Raw genomic sequence first — 16547 nt, forward strand, 5'->3', positions numbered from 1 at the left:
TATAGCAGTAACAAGCGCGTTTACGCTATATACAGTTGTGGGAGGGTGTCAACCGACGTCCGCGAAGACCTCACCAAGGGGAGCGACCATGGCCAGGGCAGCCAAGCCGCGCGAGAACAAAGACAAGAAGGCGCGCGACCTGCCGACGGGCATTGCACTGCTGTGGGGCGAACAGGACCAGCCCGCCCGCGGCCCCAAGCCCAGCCTCACCCCCCAGCGCATCGCCGAAGCCGCCGTGACCCTCGCCGACGCCGAAGGGCTGGAGACCGTCTCGATGAACAAGGTCGCCGCCGAATTCGGCGTCTCGGCCATGGCCCTGTACCGCTACGTGCCCGGCAAGACCGAACTCGTCGAATTGATGGTGGAAGCCGTCCTCGCCGAACCTCCCGACCTGTCGGCCGCCGGCTCCGGCTGGCGACCCCGGCTTTCCGCGTGGGCCCACCGCCAGTGGGCGGTCTACCAGGCCCACCCCTGGCTGCTGGCCGCCACCGCCATGCGCCGGCAGATCATGGGCCCCCACCAGCTCGCCTGGATGGACGCCGCACTTGCCGCCCTGGAACCCACCGGCCTGACCGCCGGCCAACGCCACCAGGTCTTCCTGCTGATCGCCGGGCAGGTACGCAACCTCGCCCAGCAACGGGCCGACTTCGACGAGGACCACAACCGCGAATGGGGCCGCCTGACCAGCGAACTACTCAACCGCCACAGCAATCGCTTCCCCGCCCTGACCAAGGCGATCGCCGACGGCGCATTCACCTCCACCGAGCTCGATCCACTCGACTTCGGCCTTGATCGCATCCTCGACGGCGTCCAAGTGCTCATCGACCGTGGCTAGCGAGCATCACCCCCCTACGATCGCTGACCTACTGACGCAGCTGTGGCGGGGTCAGGTAGCGCCGGCGGACGTACGACGGCCTCGTCGCCGGGTTCGGCCTCACCATCGAGGTGACCGGACCCAACTTCGGCTCCGACGCGCTCCTCGACACCATCGCCCACACTCCAGCCCTGGCCACCTTCATGGGCGAGCAGACCCGCCTCATCTGGCCCGCCGGCTACGGCCTGCGCCGCATCCCGGTGATCGGCCCCACGCCCGTCTACCCGCACTCGCTCCTGTGGCACCGCGACAACCCCCACCTCGCGCTGGCCACCCTCCGCGGCCACCTCGCCACAGCCGCCGACCATGGCGCCGCCGGGACCTGGACGCCGGACTGGACAATCCCGCGCTGAACGCCACCGCGGAGGGTCGGACCGATGAACCGGGATTCAGGAGGCAGGCGGGGCCATCGGCACCCTCCGGCCCTGCCCCTCCGTATGCCCCATATGAGGCACGAGCAGGCACGCTAAGGACCTCGACCAGGGCAAACGGCCGTCTTCACGAATCGTCGTCAAGAGCGACTCCGCAGCGCCAAAATCCGGTCCGATCCTCCCCGGAGGCCCCAGCGTCCGCCACCGGCTGACCAAGCCCGCCGCGGGCCCGTCGTACCCGTTTCAAATCTCTTCCCGGAGACACCACCGACCCGCCACCACAACGAATGGCCCGCGCATCGTGTCGGCCATCATCTCGTTGTCATAGCCAGCCGTTCGAGGTCAGGGACATGACTATCCCTTTCTCTCGTACTTGGTCTGCCCCCTCAACGGCGGTCGGCGGTTTGCCTGTCTTGGTTGATGAGTACGGGCGAAGCCCGTGCCTTCTTCGGTAGGTTTTGATCTTGTAACGACCGATCGCCTTTACATTGTAGATTTTTTGACCGGTGGCACTGTGTGCCGGAACGCCGGTGGGCCAGTCATGTGACACCGAGAACCGCGGCTCGGCTCGGTCCAGGGCGTGCTCGACCGCGGCGGCCGGCAGCGCGAGCAGGGCGGCGACGACGTGCGGCATGGCCGAGCTGCACGATGGAGGCGGCGATGCGCAGCTCGCCCGTGTCGTAGCGGGCCGCGCGGGCGGTGACGAGATACGCCAGTCCATCTGCGTAGGCGTCGGCGACGGGCCATCGCCTCTCGGCGGGCCCGATGGGCAGGGCTGAGAAGGGGCCGAAGCCGGCGATGCCTGCCAGGGCCTCGACGACGGATACGGACGGGACGGAGCGCAACGCGGTCATGGGAAGGTCCTCCGGCCAGGATCGGGGATGACGCTGATCTGCGGGATACCGGTGCTCGGGTGGCAGGTCACCGTGGCGTCCACGTGGTAGACCTCGGCCAGCATGGCGGGGGTGAGAACCTGGGCGGGCGGCCCCGCGGCGACCACCCGGCCGCCGGCCATGACGTGGACTCGGTCGCAGAACGCGGCGGCCAGGTTGAGGTCGTGCAGCGCGATCACGGCGGTCACGCCCAACTCCCGCACCAGCCGGAGGGCGTCCAACTGGTGACGCAGGTCGAGGTGGTTGGTCGGCTCGTCGAGCACGATCGTGCCGGTTCGCTGGGCGAGGGCACGGGCGATCAGGACGCGCTGCTTCTCCCCGCCCGACAGCCGGTCGAACGAGGCGTGCGCCAGCGCGGTCACGTCCAGCGCTTCCAAGGCGCCCATGATGATCTGCCGATCTTCGGCGTCGTCGCCCTGGTAGGCCCGCTTGTACGGGCTGCGCCCCATGGCCACCACGTCGTACACGGTCAGCTCGAACTCGCCGGGGGTTTCCTGCATGACGGCAGCGAGCCGCCTCGCGAGCCGCCTCGCGCCGATCCGCCAGACGTCCTCACCGTCCACCAGCACCCGTCCTGACGTGGGGCGGCTGACACGGTAGAGAGTGCGCAGGAGCGTAGACTTACCCGCCCCGTTCGGGCCGACCAGTGCCACCACCTGGCCGGGGGGCACGTGCAGGTTGACGTCGCACACCAGAGCGCGTCCCCCCACAACCACGCCGACGTTCTCGGCCCACAGCTCGCCGGGGGTCACCGGGCCCCCCTTCGCCGCATGAGCCACAGGAAGAACGGGCCACCGGCGAGCGCCGTCAGAATACCGATGGGAATCTCCTCGGGGGCGATCATGGTCCGCGCCGCCAGGTCGGCGGCGATCAGGAAGGCCGCGCCCAGCAGGGCAGCGGCCGGGAGGGCGCGGCGGTGGTCGGCGCCGACCAGCAGGCGCACCACGTGCGGCATCATCAATCCGACGAACCCGATCGACCCGCTGACCGCCACGATTGCGCCGATCACCAGTGCGACGAGCACGAACAGGCCGGCTCGGAAACGGTGCACGTTCACTCCCATGGAGGCGGCCGCCTCCTCCCCGGCCAGCAGGAGGTTCAGCGGGCGGGACACGCCGAGCAGCGCCACGGTGCCGAGCAGCACCGCCGCCACCGGAATGCCCACGAGGTCCCAGGACGTGCCGCCGAAGCCGCCCAGCATCCAGCGCATCGCCGACTCGGCCTTGCGCGGGTCGCTGGAGGTGATGATGAAATAGCTGGCGACGGCCGAGAGCACCTCGGCGGTCGCCACCCCGGCCAGGACCAGCCGCACGGTCGTCATGCGCCCGCCGGAGCGGGCCAGGAAGTACACCAGCGTCAACGCCGCGAGGGCGCCCCCGAAGGCGGCCAGCGGCAGCGAGAACGCGCCGAACAGCGCGATGTGCAGAACCAGGACCAGCACGGCGCCGACGCTCGCCCCCGACGAGACGCCGAGCAACATCGGGTCGGCCAGCGGGTTGCGTACCAGCGCCTGCAGTGCCATCCCGCACACCGACAGCCCGGCTCCGACGATGCCGCACAGCAGCACGCGGGGCACGCGTACGTCCATCACGATCGTCTCCCTGACGACCGGCCAGGTGGGCTCGATCAGCCCGGGCACGATCCGGTGCAGCAGGATGCCCCACACGTCACCGGCCGCCAGGGCGACCGACCCGGCCGCGATCCCGGCCGTGGCCGCCGCCAGGACCGCCGCGCCGAGCAGGATCAGGACCAGCGTGTACGGCAGGCGCGCGCGGAGCCGGGGAGGCGCGGCCTCCGCCGGCGCGGTCACGAGATGCGGTCCGGATGGAGCTGGCCCGCGAGCGACTCGACGCCCTCCGGCGCCCTGACTCCCAGCAGCGTGGACGACAGCGGGAGCACCGCGAAGCGTTGGTTCTTGATCGCGGGCGCGTCCTTGAGCGCCGGGTTGCTCAGCAGGAACTTCTTCTTGTCCGCCACCGGCTGATCGCCGTAGTCGTATATCACGATCACCTCCGGCGCGCGTTCGGCGACCTGCTCGAAGGAGACGTCACCGAACGTCTTGGGCAGGTCCGCGAACAGGTTGACGCCGCCGGCCCGGGTGATCATGTCATTGCCGATTCCGGCGCCGCCGGCGGTGAAGGCGGCCTTGTCGCCGCTGTCGTAGACGAACACCTTGACCGGCTCGACCTCGCCCACCTTCGTCTCGACGCCGTCCAGGACGCCGCGCATCTCGGCGACACGCTGCTCGGCACGGTCGCTGACGCCGAAGATCCGGCCGACTGTGCGGATCTCCTCCTCCAGGAGGTCCATGGTCACCGGACCGGACGGGCAGGCTTCCAGGTTGAGGTAGGCGTCGATACCGGCCTTGGCCAGGGTGGCGCGGCCTCGTCCTTCCTTGTCGTCGAAGGCGCTCTGAAATCCGCCGTAGACGAAGTCGGGTTCGACGGACAGCAGCGACTCGTACGAGGGGTACTCCTTGGCGAGGACCTTGACGCTGTTGTAGGCGGTCTCGTACTCCTGCGGGATCCGGTCATCGAGGAATGCCGTGCCGGCCATCGACGTCTCCAGCCCGAGGGCCAGCATGATCTCGGTGACGTGCTGGTTCATCGTGACCGCCCGCTGCGGAGCACGCTCGTACGTGGTGGTCGCCCCGCAGTTCGTCACGGTGACCGGGAAGCCGGCGGCGGACGTCTCGGCAGACGGTGGTGGCGCGGCCTGCTGGGCATCGGCGCATCCGGCGACCGGCCCGATGATCAGCACGGCGAGCGCCATGAGCGACAGGGGAAGCGAGCGTCGGCTCGTCATGGGCGGGACCTTTCCTGACCGGCATGACAGGGCTGGATCGCTGGAGAAGGGCCGCACGCCAGGCAGCGGGAAAAGTGTCATGCCGAGCTCGCGGCATGCCGACCACCGTCCTCTCTTGGGGAGATCCGCCCCAATCTCTTCGAGGAGGCGACCGCGTGAGTCTCCTGGCTCTCGGGTCGACGCTCGCCCCGGCCTTCCCACCCTGACGGGCAGTGGCCTGCGTGGGGTTCGCTCACCGATCACAGTGGCGGGACCGCGCCGGATTCACACCGGCTTCCTCGTTCCGCCGTCGCCTACGTCCGGCATCGTCTCATACGCACACCTTGCCCGGTGGCCGCTGGAGTGCATTGACGCGAACGGGAGGAAAGGATACGTTCCGGTAGATTTCACGGTTGTCCAAGGGAAATCCGGTGAGATGCCGGTGCGGACGCGCCACTGTATCCGGGACGTGGATCCCGGGAGCCAGGTCGCTTGGCCGCCGTGACCTCGCTATGGGACGCGTCACCCCGAGGAGGCTCGTATGAGTGGTTTGACCACTCCGTCCACTATTCCCTTCCCACGCCTGCGCCCCTGGCTGCTGGCGGTGCCGGTGCTGCTGCTCGTCGCTTACCTGGTCCTGATGGACAATGGCGCGGTCTCCCAGACGGGCGCCTTCCTGCACGAGCTGATGCACGACGGGCGGCATCTGCTCGGCGTGCCCTGTCACTAGGGGCCGGGATGGTACGCACTTTCCTGGTCAGAGGCCTGCTCGTGGGGCTGCTGGCCGGACTGATCGCGGGCGGATTCGCCTTCGCTTTCGGGGAGCCGCGCGTCGATGCGGCGATCGCCCTGGAGGAGGCCGCGGCCCAGGCCGAGGTACCGGAGCCGCCCGCCGCCGAGGAGGCCGGGCACAACCACGGCGAGGAGGCCGAGGTCAGCAGGCCGGCGCAGAAGGCCGGGCTCTTCCTCGCCACCGGCTTGTACGGGCTGGCCGTGGGCGGCGTGTTCGCGCTCGTGTTCGCCGGCCTGCGCGGACGGGTGGGACCGCGCTCCGACGGGCTGCTGGCACTCGCCGCGGCAGGAACGGCCTTCGTCGCGGTCATCCTCGTTCCCTTCGTGAAGTATCCGGCCAACCCGCCGGCGGTAGGTGACCCAGAGACGATCAACAGCCGTACGGTGCTCTACCTCGTGATGATCCTCGTCGGGCTGGCGGCGACGGCGATCGCGGTGGCCACCGCCCGCCGTGTCACCGCGGATCCGTGGGCCCGCTGGGTGGCGGCGGTCATCGGCTTTCTCATCCCCGTGGGTGCCGCCTGGGCGCTGTTGCCAACGGTCGACGAGGTGGCCGACGGCTTCCCCGGCACGCTGCTGTGGGAGTTCAGGCTCGCCTCGATCGGCACCCAGCTCATCTTCTGGGCGGCCTTCGGCCTGCTGTTCGGCTGGATGAGCGAGCGGGCGGTGCGGCGTACGAGCGACGTACCGTTGAGCGCCGCCGCGCCGAGCTGAGCGGGGTGCTGTTCGTCCGGCACGCCACGACGCCGGGCATGCGCGCCGTGCGCTTTCCGGCCGACGAGGACGCCGACGCGGCGGATCTGGCCAGAGCCGCCGTGCTCGGCCCGGCGGTCGCCGCAACGGTCGCGTGGGCCGCTCCCGCCCGTGCGGCACGGCAGACCGCCGCTGCCCTCGGGCTGGACGCGCGGGTCGTCCCGGCGCTCGCGGAGGCGGACTGCGGCAGGTGGCGCGGCCTGCCGTACGAGCAAGTCGTGCGGGAGGAGCCGGACGAGCTGGCGAGCTGGCTGTCCGACCCGCACGCGGCTCCGCACGGCGGCGAGAGCAGGGCGGCACTCGCGGTCAGGGTAGGAGCCTGGCTCGACTCCGTCCGGGAGGAGCCCGGCGGGGTCGTGGTGTGCGACGCGGGCGCCATCCGGGCCGCGCTCGGGCACGCCCTGGGGCTGGGCCCGCCGGGTGCCGGCCGTTTCGATCTGGCTCCTCTGTCCACCACCGGGCTGGCCGTCACGCGGGAGGGCTGGCGGGTGGCTCATGTCAACCGGAAGGTTCTGTTTTGATCGTCACTTACCCGTTCAGCGCCGTCGTCGGGCTCGATGACCTGAAGCTGGCACTGGTGCTCAACGCGGTCTCGCCCCGGGTGGGCGGGGTGCTCGTACGCGGTGAGAAGGGCACCGCGAAGTCCACGATCGTGCGCGCGCTGGCTGCCCAGTTGCCCGCCGTGGACGTGGTGCCCGCCTGCCGGTTCGCCTGCGATCCGGGCGCGCCCGACTTCGAATGCCCGGACGGCCCCCACGAGCCCGGCGCCGGGGGCGTGAGCCGCCCGGCTGCGCTGGTGGAGCTGCCGGTGGGGGCGTCGGAGGACCGCCTGGCCGGCTCGCTCGACGTGGAGCGGGCGCTGACGGAGGGGGTGAAGGCGTTCGAGCCGGGCCTGCTGGCGGCCGCGCATCGCGGTGTGCTGTACGTCGACGAGGTGAACCTGCTGCACGACCACCTCGTCGACCTCCTCCTCGACGCGGCCGCCCTGGGCAGGTGTTACGTGGAGCGCGAGTCGGTGTCGGTCCGGCACGCCGCTCGTTTCCTGCTGGTCGGCACCATGAACCCGGAGGAGGGCGAGCTGCGTCCGCAACTCCTGGACAGGTTCGGGCTGACGGTCGAGGTGAAGGCGTCCCGCGCCCCTGAGGAACGCGCGGAAGTCATCCGCCGGCGGCTGGCTTTCGACGCCGACGCGGACGCGTTCGCGGCGCGCTGGGCGGAGGAGGAGTCGGCACTGGCGGACCGGATCGCGGGCGCGCGGGCCCGGGTCCCGGGCGTGCGGCTGCCGGACGCCCGGTTGAGGCAGATCGCGACGGTCTGCGCGGCGTTCGAGGTCGACGGGTTGCGGGCGGACCTGGTCACGGCCAACGCCGCCGTCGCCCACGCCGCCTGGCAGGGGCGGGACACAGTGACCACCGAGGACGTGCGGGCGGCGGCCCGCCTGTCGCTGCCACACCGGCGGCGGCGCGACCCGTTCGACGCGCCGGGACTGGACGAGGCCCTGCTCGACGAGTTACTGGAGCGTACGTCTCAGGACGACGGCCCGGACGACCCCGGCGGCGGCGCAGGTCCCGCCGGGCCGCCACCGGGTGGAAGCGAGGGACCGCCGTCGGGTGGGAGCGAGCGGCCACCTCCACCGGGCGGGAGCGAGGGACCGCCGCCGGGCAGCCCCGGGGAGGCCGCGAAGGGGCCGGAGTCTCCCGCCGTGGACGGGCGGCCGGGCAGCGGCCTCCCGGACCCGGGAGATGAGGACGCGGGAGGGACAACGCCCGGCATCGGCGTGCGGGTGGCCGGCATAAGGGCTCCGCACCGGGTGCCGCTGCTGGAGGTGCCGGGGATCGGCGAGGGGGCGGCCGGCCGGCGGTCGCGCTCGCGGACCCGGCAGGGCCGGGGCACCGGCGCCCGCCGTCCCTCCGGCCAGGTGCGCGACCTGCACGTGACGGCGACGATGCTGGCCGCGGCGCCCCACCAGCGCGGGCGTGGGCGCACCGGCCCCGGGCTGCTGCTGCGTACGGACGATCTGCGCGAAGTGGTGCGCGAAGGCAGGGAGGGCAACCTTGTGCTGTTCGTGGTGGACGCGAGCGGCTCGATGGCGGCGCGCAAGCGGATGAGCGCGGTCAAGACGGCCGTGCTGAGCCTGCTGCTGGACGCCTACCAGCGTCGCGACAAGGTCGGCCTGATCACGTTCCGGGGTGCGGGCGCGGAGGTGGCGCTGCCCCCGACTTCGTCGGTGGAGGCGGGCGCGGCACGGTTGCGTTCGCTGCCGACCGGCGGGCGCACCCCGCTTGCGGCGGGGCTGATGCGCGCGGCGGACGTGCTGCGCGTGGAGCGGCTGCGTGACCCGGCCAGGCGTCCGCTGCTGGTGCTGGTGACCGACGGGCGCGTCACGGCGGGCGGGGACGTGGACCGGGCGGCCGTCCTGCTGGAGGGCACGGCCTGCGTGGTCGTGGACTGCGAGAGCGGGCCGGTCCGGCTCGGTCTGGCGGTGAGGCTGGCGTCCCGGTTGCGGGCACGGCTCGTCTCTCTCGATGCGCTGGCCGATTTCGGCGGCCTCGTCCGTGACTACAGGAAGGCGGTCTGAGATGCCGCAGGGAAAGCCCTCGATCGTCCCCGACGACGGTCTCACCACCCGGCAGCGGCGTACCAGGCCGCTGCTGATCGTCCACACCGGCCCCGGCAAGGGCAAGTCGACGGCCGCCTTCGGGATGGCGTTGCGGGCCTGGAACCAGGGCTGGCCGGTCGGGGTGTTCCAGTTCGTGAAGTCGGCCAAGTGGCGCATCGGCGAGGAGCGGGCCTTCAAGATGCTCGGCGACAGCGGCGAGGGCGGCTCGGTGACCTGGCACAAGATGGGTGAGGGCTGGTCGTGGATCCAGCGGCCGGGTTCCGAGGAGGACCACGCGGCCGACGCCCGAGAGGGATGGGAGCAGATCAAGCGCGATCTCGCGGCCGAGACGTACCGCTTCTACGTGCTGGACGAGTTCACGTACCCGCTGAAGTGGGGCTGGCTGGACCTGGACGACGTGCTGGAAACGCTCACCGGCAGGCCGGGAGGCCAGCATGTGGTGGTCACCGGCAGGGACGCCCCCGACCGGCTCATCGAGGCCGCCGATCTGGTGACGGAAATGGTCAAGGTACGCCATCCCATGGACGCCGGGCAGAAGGGCCAGAAGGGCATCGAGTGGTAGTACCGCGGCTGGTCATCGCGGCGCCGTCGTCGGGCAGCGGCAAGACCACGGTGGCCACCGGGCTGATGGCGGCGCTGCGGGCCCGCGGTCTCAAGGTCTCGCCGCACAAGGTGGGGCCCGACTACATCGATCCCGGCTATCACGCGCTGGCCACCGGGCGTCCTGGCCGCAACCTGGATCCGTGGCTGGCGGGCGAGGAACGCGTCGCGCCACTGTTCCTGTACGGGGCGGCCGGATGCGACGTGGCGGTGGTCGAGGGCGTGATGGGGCTGTTCGACGGCAGGGGCGACACGGACTTCGCCTCGACCGCGCACGTCGCCAGGCTGCTGGACGCCCCGGTGGTCCTGGTCGTGGACGCGGCCCGGCAGAGCCGGTCGGTGGCGGCCGTCGTGCATGGATTCGCCACGTTCGATCCTGGGGTGCGGGTCGCCGGCGTCGTTCTCAACCGGGTGGGCTCCGACCGGCATGAGGAGCTGTGCCGGGCCGCGCTCACGGCGGCGGGAGTGCCGGTGCTCGGCGCCATCCGCCGTGACGATGCCGTCTCGACTCCGTCCAGGCATCTGGGACTGGTGCCCGCTGCCGAGCGCGAGGCGGCGGCGGCGGCCGCGGTGGACCGGCTGGGCGCGCTGGTGGCCCGCTCGTGCGACCTCGACGCGCTGGTACGGTTGGCCCGATCGGCCCCGCCGCTGGACGCGACACCATGGGAGGCGGAGCTGGGTGCCGCCGAGGGCGGGCCGGTGGTGGCCGTGGCAGGCGGAGCCGCGTTCACCTTCGGCTACGCCGAGCATGTGGAGCTGCTGCGGGCGGCGGGCGCGGAAGTCGCGGTGTTCGACCCCTTGCGTGACGAGAAGCTGCCCGACGGGTCCGCGGCGCTGGTCGTCGGCGGTGGGTTCCCCGAGGTGTACGCCGCCGAGCTGGCCGCCAACGCGCCGTTGCGCGAGCAGGTGGCGGCCTTCGACGGGCCGATCGCGGCCGAGTGCGCCGGGCTGCTCTACCTGTGCGAGGAGCTCGACGGGCAACGTATGTGCGGGCGGGTGCCGGGGCGGGCTCGGATGACGCCCCGGCTGACGCTCGGTTACCGGGACGCGGTCGCGCTCAGGCGTTCGCCGCTGACCAGGGTGGACGAGCGCTTCCGCGGCCACGAGTTCCACCGCACCGTCATCGACTCCTCGGGAGAGCCGCTGTTCCGGTGGGAGGGCGGCGCCGACGGGTTCGGCGACGCCCTCGTGACCGCGTCCTACCTGCACCTGCACTGGGCCGGAGCATCCGGCCTGGCTCAGCGGCTGGTGTCGTCCTCCAGATCACCCTCGGTCTTGAGGTAAACCTCCTGCAGGCCGCGCAGGAGATCCGGGTCGGGGTGCTCCCACATGCCGCGCTCGGCGGCTTCGAGCAGGCGTTCGGCGATGCCGTGCAGCGCCCACGGGTTCGACTCGGCCATGAACGCCTGGTTCTCCGGGTCCAGCACGTACGTCTCGGTGAGCTTGTCGTACATCCAGTCGGCCATCACACCGGCGGTGGCGTCGTAGCCGAATAGGTAGTCGACGGTCGCGGCCAGTTCGAAAGCGCCCTTGTAGCCGTGCCGCCGCATCGCGGCCAGCCAGCGGGGGTTGACGACCCTGGCGCGGAAGATGCGCGAGGTCTCCTCCGACAGGGTGCGGGTGCGTACCGCGTCCGGGCGGGTGCTGTCGCCCACGTACGCGGCGGGGGCTCTGCCGGTGAGCGCGCGGACGGTGGCGATCATGCCGCCGTGGTACTGGAAGTAGTCGTCGGAGTCGGCGATGTCGTGCTCGCGGGTGTCGACGTTCTTGGCGGCCACGGCGATCCGGCGGTAGGCGTCCTCCATCTGCGGGCGGGCGGCGACGCCATCGAGGTCGCGGCCGTAGGCGAAGCCGCCCCACGCCGCGTACACCTCGGCCAGGTCGGCGTCGTCGCGCCAGTTGCGGCTGTCGATGAGCGGCAGCAGCCCGGCCCCGTACGCGCCGGGCGCCGAGCCGAAGATGCGCATCGTCGCCTGACGCTCGTCGCCGCCGCTCCGGCGGGCGTGGGCGCGCACGTAGTTGTCCTCGTCCGGCTCGTCCAGCCCGGCGGCCAGGCGTACGGCGTCGTCCAACAAGCTCACCACGTGCGGGAAGGCGTCGCGGAAGAAGCCGCTGATGCGGACCGTCACGTCGATCCTGGGGCGGCCGAGCTCCGCGAGCGGGATGGGCTCCAGGCTCGTGACGCGGCGCGACGCCTCGTCCCATTCGGGGCGGATGCCGAGAAGTGCCAGCACCTCGGCCACGTCGTCACCCGCCGTGCGCATGGCGCTGGTGCCCCAGACGGACAGGCCCACCGAGCGCGGCCACTCCCCCGTGTCGGCGTGATAGCGCTCCAGCAGCGAGTCCGCCATCGCCTGGCCGGTCTCCCAGGCCAGCCTGCTCGGTACCGCGCGGGGATCGACGGAGTAGAAGTTGCGGCCGGTCGGCAGCACATTGATCAGGCCGCGCATCGGCGAACCGCTCGGCCCGGCGGGCACGTAGCCGCCGTCCAGAGCGTGCAGGAGGTGGTCCAGCTCGTCGGTGGTACGGGCCAGGCGCGGCACCACCTCCGTGGCGGCGAACGTCAGGACGCGGGTGACGAGGGCCAGCCGATCGGCGGGTACCGAGCGGGCGGCCTCCGGCGCGGCGTCCGGTGCCCAGCCACGCTCCTCCATCCCCTCGACCAGGGCGCGGGCGACGGTCTCGGCGCGATCCACGTCGCCCAGCGCGGCCGTGCCGTCCTCGGCCAGCCCGAGCGCCTCGCGCAGGCCGGGCAGCGTCTCCCTGCCCGACCACATCTGCCGGGCCCGCAACATGGCCAGCACCAGATCCACCCGGACCTGGCCGGTCGGCGCCTGCCCGAGCACGTGCAGGCCGTCGCGGATCTGCGCGTCCTTCACCTCGCACAGCCAGCCGTCCACGTGCAGGAGGAAGTCGTCGAACTCGCTGTCGTGCGGCCGGTCGGCCAGCCCGAGGTCGTGGTCGAGCCGGGCGGCCTGGATCAGCGTCCAGATCTGCGCCCGGATGGCGGGCAGCTTGGCCGGGTCCATGGCGGCGATGGTGGCGTGCTCGTCGAGGAGCTGTTCCAGCCGGGCGATGTCGCCGTAGGTTTCGGCGCGGGCCATCGGCGGCACCATGTGGTCGACCAGCACGGCGTGCGCCCGCCGCTTGGCCTGGGTGCCCTCGCCCGGGTCGTTGACCAGGAACGGGTAGATGAGCGGCAGGTCGCCGATCGCGGCGTCGGTTCCGCACGCGGCCGACATGCCCGCCGACTTGCCCGGCAGCCATTCCAGGTTGCCGTGCTTGCCCACGTGCACCATCGCGTGGGCGCCGAACTCGGCCGACAGCCAGCGGTAGGCGGCCAGGTAGTGGTGGCTGGGCGGCAGGTCGGGGTTGTGGTAGATGGCGATCGGGTTCTCGCCGAAGCCGCGCGGCGGCTGCACCATCACCACCAGGTTCCCGGCGCGCAGCGCGGCCAGCACGATGTCGCCGTCGTGCACGAACAGCTCGCCCGGCGGCGGCCCCCAGTGCCGTTCCATCCCGGCCCGCAGTTCCTCGGGCAGCGTCTGGTACCAGCGCTCGTAGGAGGCGGCGGAGATACGTACCGGGTTGCCCGCCAGGTGCTCCTCGGTCAGCCAGTCCTGGTCCTGGCCGCCGGCGGCGATGAGCGCGTGGATGAGCGCGTCGCCGTCCTGCTCGGCCACGCCGGGAAAGCCGTCGCCCAGGTCGTAGCCCGCCTCGGCCAGCCGGGCCAGCAGGCGCACGGTGCTGGCCGGGGTGTCCAGGCCGACGGCGTTGCCCACCCGGGAGTGCTTGGTGGGGTAGGCCGACAACATCACGACCAGGCGGCGCTCGGCGGGCGGGGTGTGCCGCAGCAGGCCGTGCCGTACGGCGATGCCCGCCACCCGGGCGGCCCGCTCGGCGTCGGCGGCGTAGACGGTGAGCCCGTCCTGGTCGACCTCCTTGAACGAGAACGGCACCGTGATGATCCGCCCGTCGAACTCGGGGATCGCCACCTGGGAGGCGGCGTCGAGCGGCGAGAGCCCGTCGTCGTTCTCCTCCCATGCCTGCTTCGAGGTGGTCAGGCAGAGTCCCTGCAGGATCGGCACGTCCAGCGCGGCGAGCGCGCCGACGTCCCAGGCTTCGTCGTCTCCCCCGGCGCCCGCCGTGGCCGGGCGGGAGCCGCCCGCCGCGAGCACGGTCACCACCAGCGCGTCGGCCGCGCCCAGCGTGGCGAGCAGTTCGGGCTCCGCGGTGCGCAGCGAGGAGCAGTAGACCGGCAGCGCCTGCCCGCCCGCCGCTTCGATGGCCGTGCAGAGCGTCTCGACGAACGCGGTGTTACCGGCCATGTGATGCGCGCGGTAGTACAGCACGCCCACCACCGGTCCGCTTCGGGAGCCGGTGACGCGCTCCAGCCGTCCCCAGGAGGGCGCCGGCGCGGGCGGCGCGAACCCGTGCCCTGTCAGCAGGACGGTGTCCGACACGAACGCGTGCAGCTCGGCCAGGTTCGCCGGTCCGCCATGGGCCAGGTAGGCGTGTGCTTCGGCGCAGACGCCACCGGTGACCGTGGACAGCTCCATCAGCTCGGCGTCCGGGGCCTGCTCCCCGCCGAGGACCACCACCGGGCGCGGCTGCGCCAGCAGCGCGTCCAACCCCGCTTCCCAGGCCCTGCGCCCGCCCAGCAGGCGAACCACGACCAGGTCGACGCCGTCGAGCAGCTCCGGCAGATCCTCGGCCGCCAGCCTGGCGGGGTTGCCCCATCGGTAGGCCGCGCCGCTGGCCCGGGCGCTCAGCAAGTCTGTGTCAGAGGTCGAGAGCAGCAGAACGGTATGGCTGTCGCCAGGCACGGCGCATCCTCCCTCGGGGTCCTCGCCCCGGTCGCGGGTGTCGCGACAGCAGGAGTCTCCTGGCTCCCGGATCAGCGCTCACCCCGGCCTTCCCACCCGTCGCCGGGTAGTGGCCTGTGGTGGGGTTCGCTCCCCGGTCACAGTGGCGGGACCGCGCCGGTTTCGCACCGGCTTCCTCCCTTTGCCATCGCCTACCCGGGAGCCTACGGCAGGAGCCACCCTTGCCAGAAGTGGCGTTACCATCCTCTTCGTGTCCATAGCCGACTTTTCCGGACGGGTGCGCCCTGACGCCTGTCCGGGAGCGCTACAGATGCACGACGCCGCCGACGGCCCCCTGGCCCGCGTCCGCCTGCCCGGCGGCGCCGTCACCGCCGCCCAGCTCCGCGAGATCGCGGCCTGCGCGGACGAGCTCGGTTCCGGCGTGATCGAACTGACCTCGCGGGCGAACGTGCAGGTGCGCGCGCTGCGCTCGGCATCCGCCTTCGCCGGGCGGATCGCGTCCGCGGGCCTGCTGCCGTCCGCCGCGCACGAACGAGTCCGCAACATCGTCGCCTCACCGTTGAGCGGGCGAGGCTCCGGAGGGTTGCTCGACACCCAGCCGATGGTAGATGCCCTCGATCAGGCGCTGTGCGCACGTGCGCGCCTCGCCGAGTTGCCGGGACGGTTCCTGTTCGCGCTGGACGACGGCACGGGAGACGTGACCGGGCTCGGCGCGGACGTCACCTTCACGGCTGCGGGCTCACACCACGGGCGGGTGCTGCTGGCGGGCTCGGACCTCGGGCTCGCCGCGCGCTCGTACGCCGCGATCCCCCTCATGATCGCCGTGGCCGAGGCGTTCCTCGACGAGCGGGCCTCGCACGCGGCATGGAGGATCCGCGAGCTGGAGGACGGCCCCCGGCGGATCGCCGCCCGTCTGACCGGCTCCGCACCCGAGCTGCCCGGCGTCCCGGCCGGATCGCGCGATTCGCCCGCCACCAGGCGCGCCGGACGCATTACCCAGCGGGACGGCCGCATCGCGCTCGAAGCTCTGGTGCCGCTCGGCCGGTTGACGCCTGCCCAGGCTTGGGCGCTCGCGAACGGCGGACCCGTTGTGCGGCTCACTCCCTGGCGAACCGCCGTACTGCTGGACCTGTCCCCCGAGGAAGCGGATCGCGCGGCGAAGACGCTCGAAGAGGCCGGGCTCGTCGTCGACCCGGCGTCGCCATGGGCGGGCGTCACCGCCTGCACCGGCCGCCCGGGCTGCGCCAAATCGCTGGCGGACGTCCAGGCCGACGCGCGGCGCTGGGTGAGCGGCCTGGACTCCGCTCCGCGTACGCCCGTGCACTGGGCCGGTTGTGAGCGCCGCTGCGGGCTTCCGCGCGGCCAGGTCGTCCAGATGATCGCCACCGAAGACGGTTACCAGGAAAGGCAGCAGTGAGCGACTACATCCGCGACGGCGCCGAGATCTACCGGCAGTCGTTCGCCACCATTCGCGCCGAGACCGACCTCAGCCGCATGCCTCCCGAGGTCGCGCAGGTGGCGGTGCGGATGATCCACGCCTGCGGGATGATCGACCTGGTCGCCGATCTGGACTGGTCGCCCGCCGTGGTCGTCCGGGCCAGGGAGGCGCTGCGCCGTGGCGCGCCCGTGCTGTGCGACGCCATGATGGTCGCCTCCGGCGTGACCAGGAGCAGGCTGCCCGCCGCCAACGAGGTGCTGTGCACGCTCGGCGACCCCGGCGTGCCCGAGCTGGCCGAACGGCTGGGCACCACCCGCAGCGCCGCCGCCCTCGAACTCTGGCGTGACCGCCTCGACGGCGCGGTGGTGGCGATCGGCAACGCGCCCACCGCCCTGTTCCGGCTGCTCGAACTGGTCGCCGAGGGCGCGGGCAGGCCCGCGGCGGTGCTCGGCATCCCCGTGGGGTTCATCGGCGCGGCCGAGTCCAAACGAGCGCTGGTGGAAAGCGATTTGGACTACCTGGTGGTGCACGGCCGTCGCGGCGGCAGTGCGATGACGGCGGCGGCGGTCAACGCCCTCGCGAGCGAGACGGAGTGA

At 72.1% G+C, this 16547-nt stretch carries 15 protein-coding genes and 3 riboswitches; of the genes, 10 read left to right on the plus strand and 5 right to left on the minus strand.

The features are described from left to right. Window positions 1-88 precede the first annotated feature (88 nt). Both ABGB14_RS37380 and ABGB14_RS37385 read left to right on the plus strand, forming a co-directional pair. Entirely contained in the window at window positions 89-835 is a 747-nt protein-coding gene (locus ABGB14_RS37380) for a TetR/AcrR family transcriptional regulator (RefSeq protein ID WP_347648570.1), read from the plus strand. A 110-nt stretch (window positions 836-945) separates the two neighbouring features. Next, window positions 946-1227, plus strand: coding sequence for a hypothetical protein (locus ABGB14_RS37385; RefSeq protein WP_347648571.1), 282 nt, complete (start codon window positions 946-948; stop codon window positions 1225-1227). A gap of 340 nt (window positions 1228-1567) precedes the next feature. On the opposite strand, the gene ABGB14_RS37390 is transcribed toward ABGB14_RS37385, so the two are convergent. The 4 genes from ABGB14_RS37390 to ABGB14_RS37405 form a co-directional block, all read right to left on the minus strand. Then, a complete protein-coding gene (locus ABGB14_RS37390; RefSeq protein WP_347648572.1) occupies window positions 1568-1879 on the minus strand; it encodes a hypothetical protein in 312 nt (103 codons plus the stop codon). 216 nt (window positions 1880-2095) lie between these two features. Continuing rightward, entirely contained in the window at window positions 2096-2890 is a 795-nt protein-coding gene (locus ABGB14_RS37395; RefSeq protein WP_347648573.1) for an ABC transporter ATP-binding protein, read from the minus strand. Then, the gene (locus tag ABGB14_RS37400) at window positions 2887-3948 is read right to left on the minus strand and encodes an iron ABC transporter permease (RefSeq protein WP_347648574.1); all 1062 of its coding nucleotides are present in this window, start codon (window positions 3946-3948) and stop codon (window positions 2887-2889) included. Before ABGB14_RS37400 ends, ABGB14_RS37395 begins: the two co-directional genes overlap by 4 nt. Then, window positions 3945-4943 (minus strand): ABC transporter substrate-binding protein, encoded by a 999-nt coding sequence (locus ABGB14_RS37405; protein ID WP_347648575.1) that lies wholly within the window; start codon window positions 4941-4943, stop codon window positions 3945-3947. The genes ABGB14_RS37400 and ABGB14_RS37405 overlap by 4 nt, the downstream gene beginning before the upstream one ends. 157 nt (window positions 4944-5100) lie before the next feature. Beyond that, window positions 5101-5226, minus strand: a riboswitch (cobalamin riboswitch). Between the two features lie 77 nt (window positions 5227-5303). Beyond that, window positions 5304-5433, plus strand: a riboswitch (cobalamin riboswitch). Between the two features lie 30 nt (window positions 5434-5463). Between ABGB14_RS37405 and ABGB14_RS37410 the strand changes: the two genes are divergently transcribed. Genes ABGB14_RS37410 through ABGB14_RS37435 form a run of 6 tightly spaced genes read left to right on the plus strand, consistent with a single transcriptional unit; the run spans window position 5464 to window position 10971 of the window. Further along, the gene (locus ABGB14_RS37410; protein ID WP_138208152.1) at window positions 5464-5652 is read left to right on the plus strand and encodes a CbtB-domain containing protein; all 189 of its coding nucleotides are present in this window, start codon (window positions 5464-5466) and stop codon (window positions 5650-5652) included. 8 nt (window positions 5653-5660) lie between these two features. Further along, window positions 5661-6428 (plus strand): CbtA family protein, encoded by a 768-nt coding sequence (locus ABGB14_RS37415; protein WP_347648576.1) that lies wholly within the window; start codon window positions 5661-5663, stop codon window positions 6426-6428. A gap of 5 nt (window positions 6429-6433) precedes the next feature. Next, on the plus strand, window positions 6434-6988 hold the full coding sequence (locus tag ABGB14_RS37420) for a histidine phosphatase family protein (protein ID WP_347648577.1): 555 nt from the start codon (window positions 6434-6436) through the stop codon (window positions 6986-6988). Then, the gene (locus ABGB14_RS37425) at window positions 6985-9045 is read left to right on the plus strand and encodes a VWA domain-containing protein (RefSeq protein ID WP_347648578.1); all 2061 of its coding nucleotides are present in this window, start codon (window positions 6985-6987) and stop codon (window positions 9043-9045) included. Before ABGB14_RS37420 ends, ABGB14_RS37425 begins: the two co-directional genes overlap by 4 nt. A gap of 1 nt (window position 9046) precedes the next feature. Continuing rightward, window positions 9047-9649 carry a cob(I)yrinic acid a,c-diamide adenosyltransferase gene (gene cobO, locus ABGB14_RS37430; RefSeq protein ID WP_347648579.1) on the plus strand — a complete coding sequence of 201 codons (603 nt, stop codon included), beginning with the start codon at window positions 9047-9049 and terminating at the stop codon, window positions 9647-9649. Between the two features lie 8 nt (window positions 9650-9657). Continuing rightward, entirely contained in the window at window positions 9658-10971 is a 1314-nt protein-coding gene (locus ABGB14_RS37435; protein WP_347648667.1) for a cobyrinate a,c-diamide synthase, read from the plus strand. Here ABGB14_RS37435 and cobN read toward each other — a convergent pair. Next, window positions 10926-14462: a cobaltochelatase subunit CobN gene (gene cobN / locus ABGB14_RS37440; RefSeq protein WP_347648580.1), complete on the minus strand. Its 3537-nt coding sequence runs from the start codon at window positions 14460-14462 to the stop codon at window positions 10926-10928. The genes ABGB14_RS37435 and cobN overlap by 46 nt on opposite strands. A gap of 84 nt (window positions 14463-14546) precedes the next feature. Then, window positions 14547-14735, minus strand: a riboswitch (cobalamin riboswitch). 55 nt (window positions 14736-14790) lie between these two features. Between cobN and cobG the strand changes: the two genes are divergently transcribed. Together cobG and ABGB14_RS37450 are read left to right on the plus strand one after the other, a co-directional pair. After that, window positions 14791-15930 carry a precorrin-3B synthase gene (gene cobG / locus ABGB14_RS37445; RefSeq protein ID WP_347648668.1) on the plus strand — a complete coding sequence of 380 codons (1140 nt, stop codon included), beginning with the start codon at window positions 14791-14793 and terminating at the stop codon, window positions 15928-15930. Then, window positions 15927-16547 (plus strand): precorrin-8X methylmutase, encoded by a 621-nt coding sequence (locus ABGB14_RS37450; protein WP_347648581.1) that lies wholly within the window; start codon window positions 15927-15929, stop codon window positions 16545-16547. The genes cobG and ABGB14_RS37450 overlap by 4 nt, the downstream gene beginning before the upstream one ends.

Source organism: Nonomuraea sp. B10E15 (assembly GCF_039871615.1).
Lineage (GTDB): Bacteria > Actinomycetota > Actinomycetes > Streptosporangiales > Streptosporangiaceae > Nonomuraea.

What these genes read in the sequence shown, in the direction of transcription:
- ABGB14_RS37380 (WP_347648570.1), top strand. Translation starts at nt 89, where the DNA reads ATGGCCAGGGCAGCCAAGCCGCGCGAGAACAAAGACAAGAAGGCGCGC.
- ABGB14_RS37390 (WP_347648572.1), bottom strand. Translation starts at nt 1,879, where the DNA reads ATGCCGCACGTCGTCGCCGCCCTGCTCGCGCTGCCGGCCGCCGCGGTC.
- ABGB14_RS37405 (WP_347648575.1), bottom strand. Translation starts at nt 4,943, where the DNA reads ATGACGAGCCGACGCTCGCTTCCCCTGTCGCTCATGGCGCTCGCCGTG.
- ABGB14_RS37410 (WP_138208152.1), top strand. Translation starts at nt 5,464, where the DNA reads ATGAGTGGTTTGACCACTCCGTCCACTATTCCCTTCCCACGCCTGCGC.
- ABGB14_RS37415 (WP_347648576.1), top strand. Translation starts at nt 5,661, where the DNA reads ATGGTACGCACTTTCCTGGTCAGAGGCCTGCTCGTGGGGCTGCTGGCC.
- cobO (WP_347648579.1), top strand. Translation starts at nt 9,047, where the DNA reads ATGCCGCAGGGAAAGCCCTCGATCGTCCCCGACGACGGTCTCACCACC.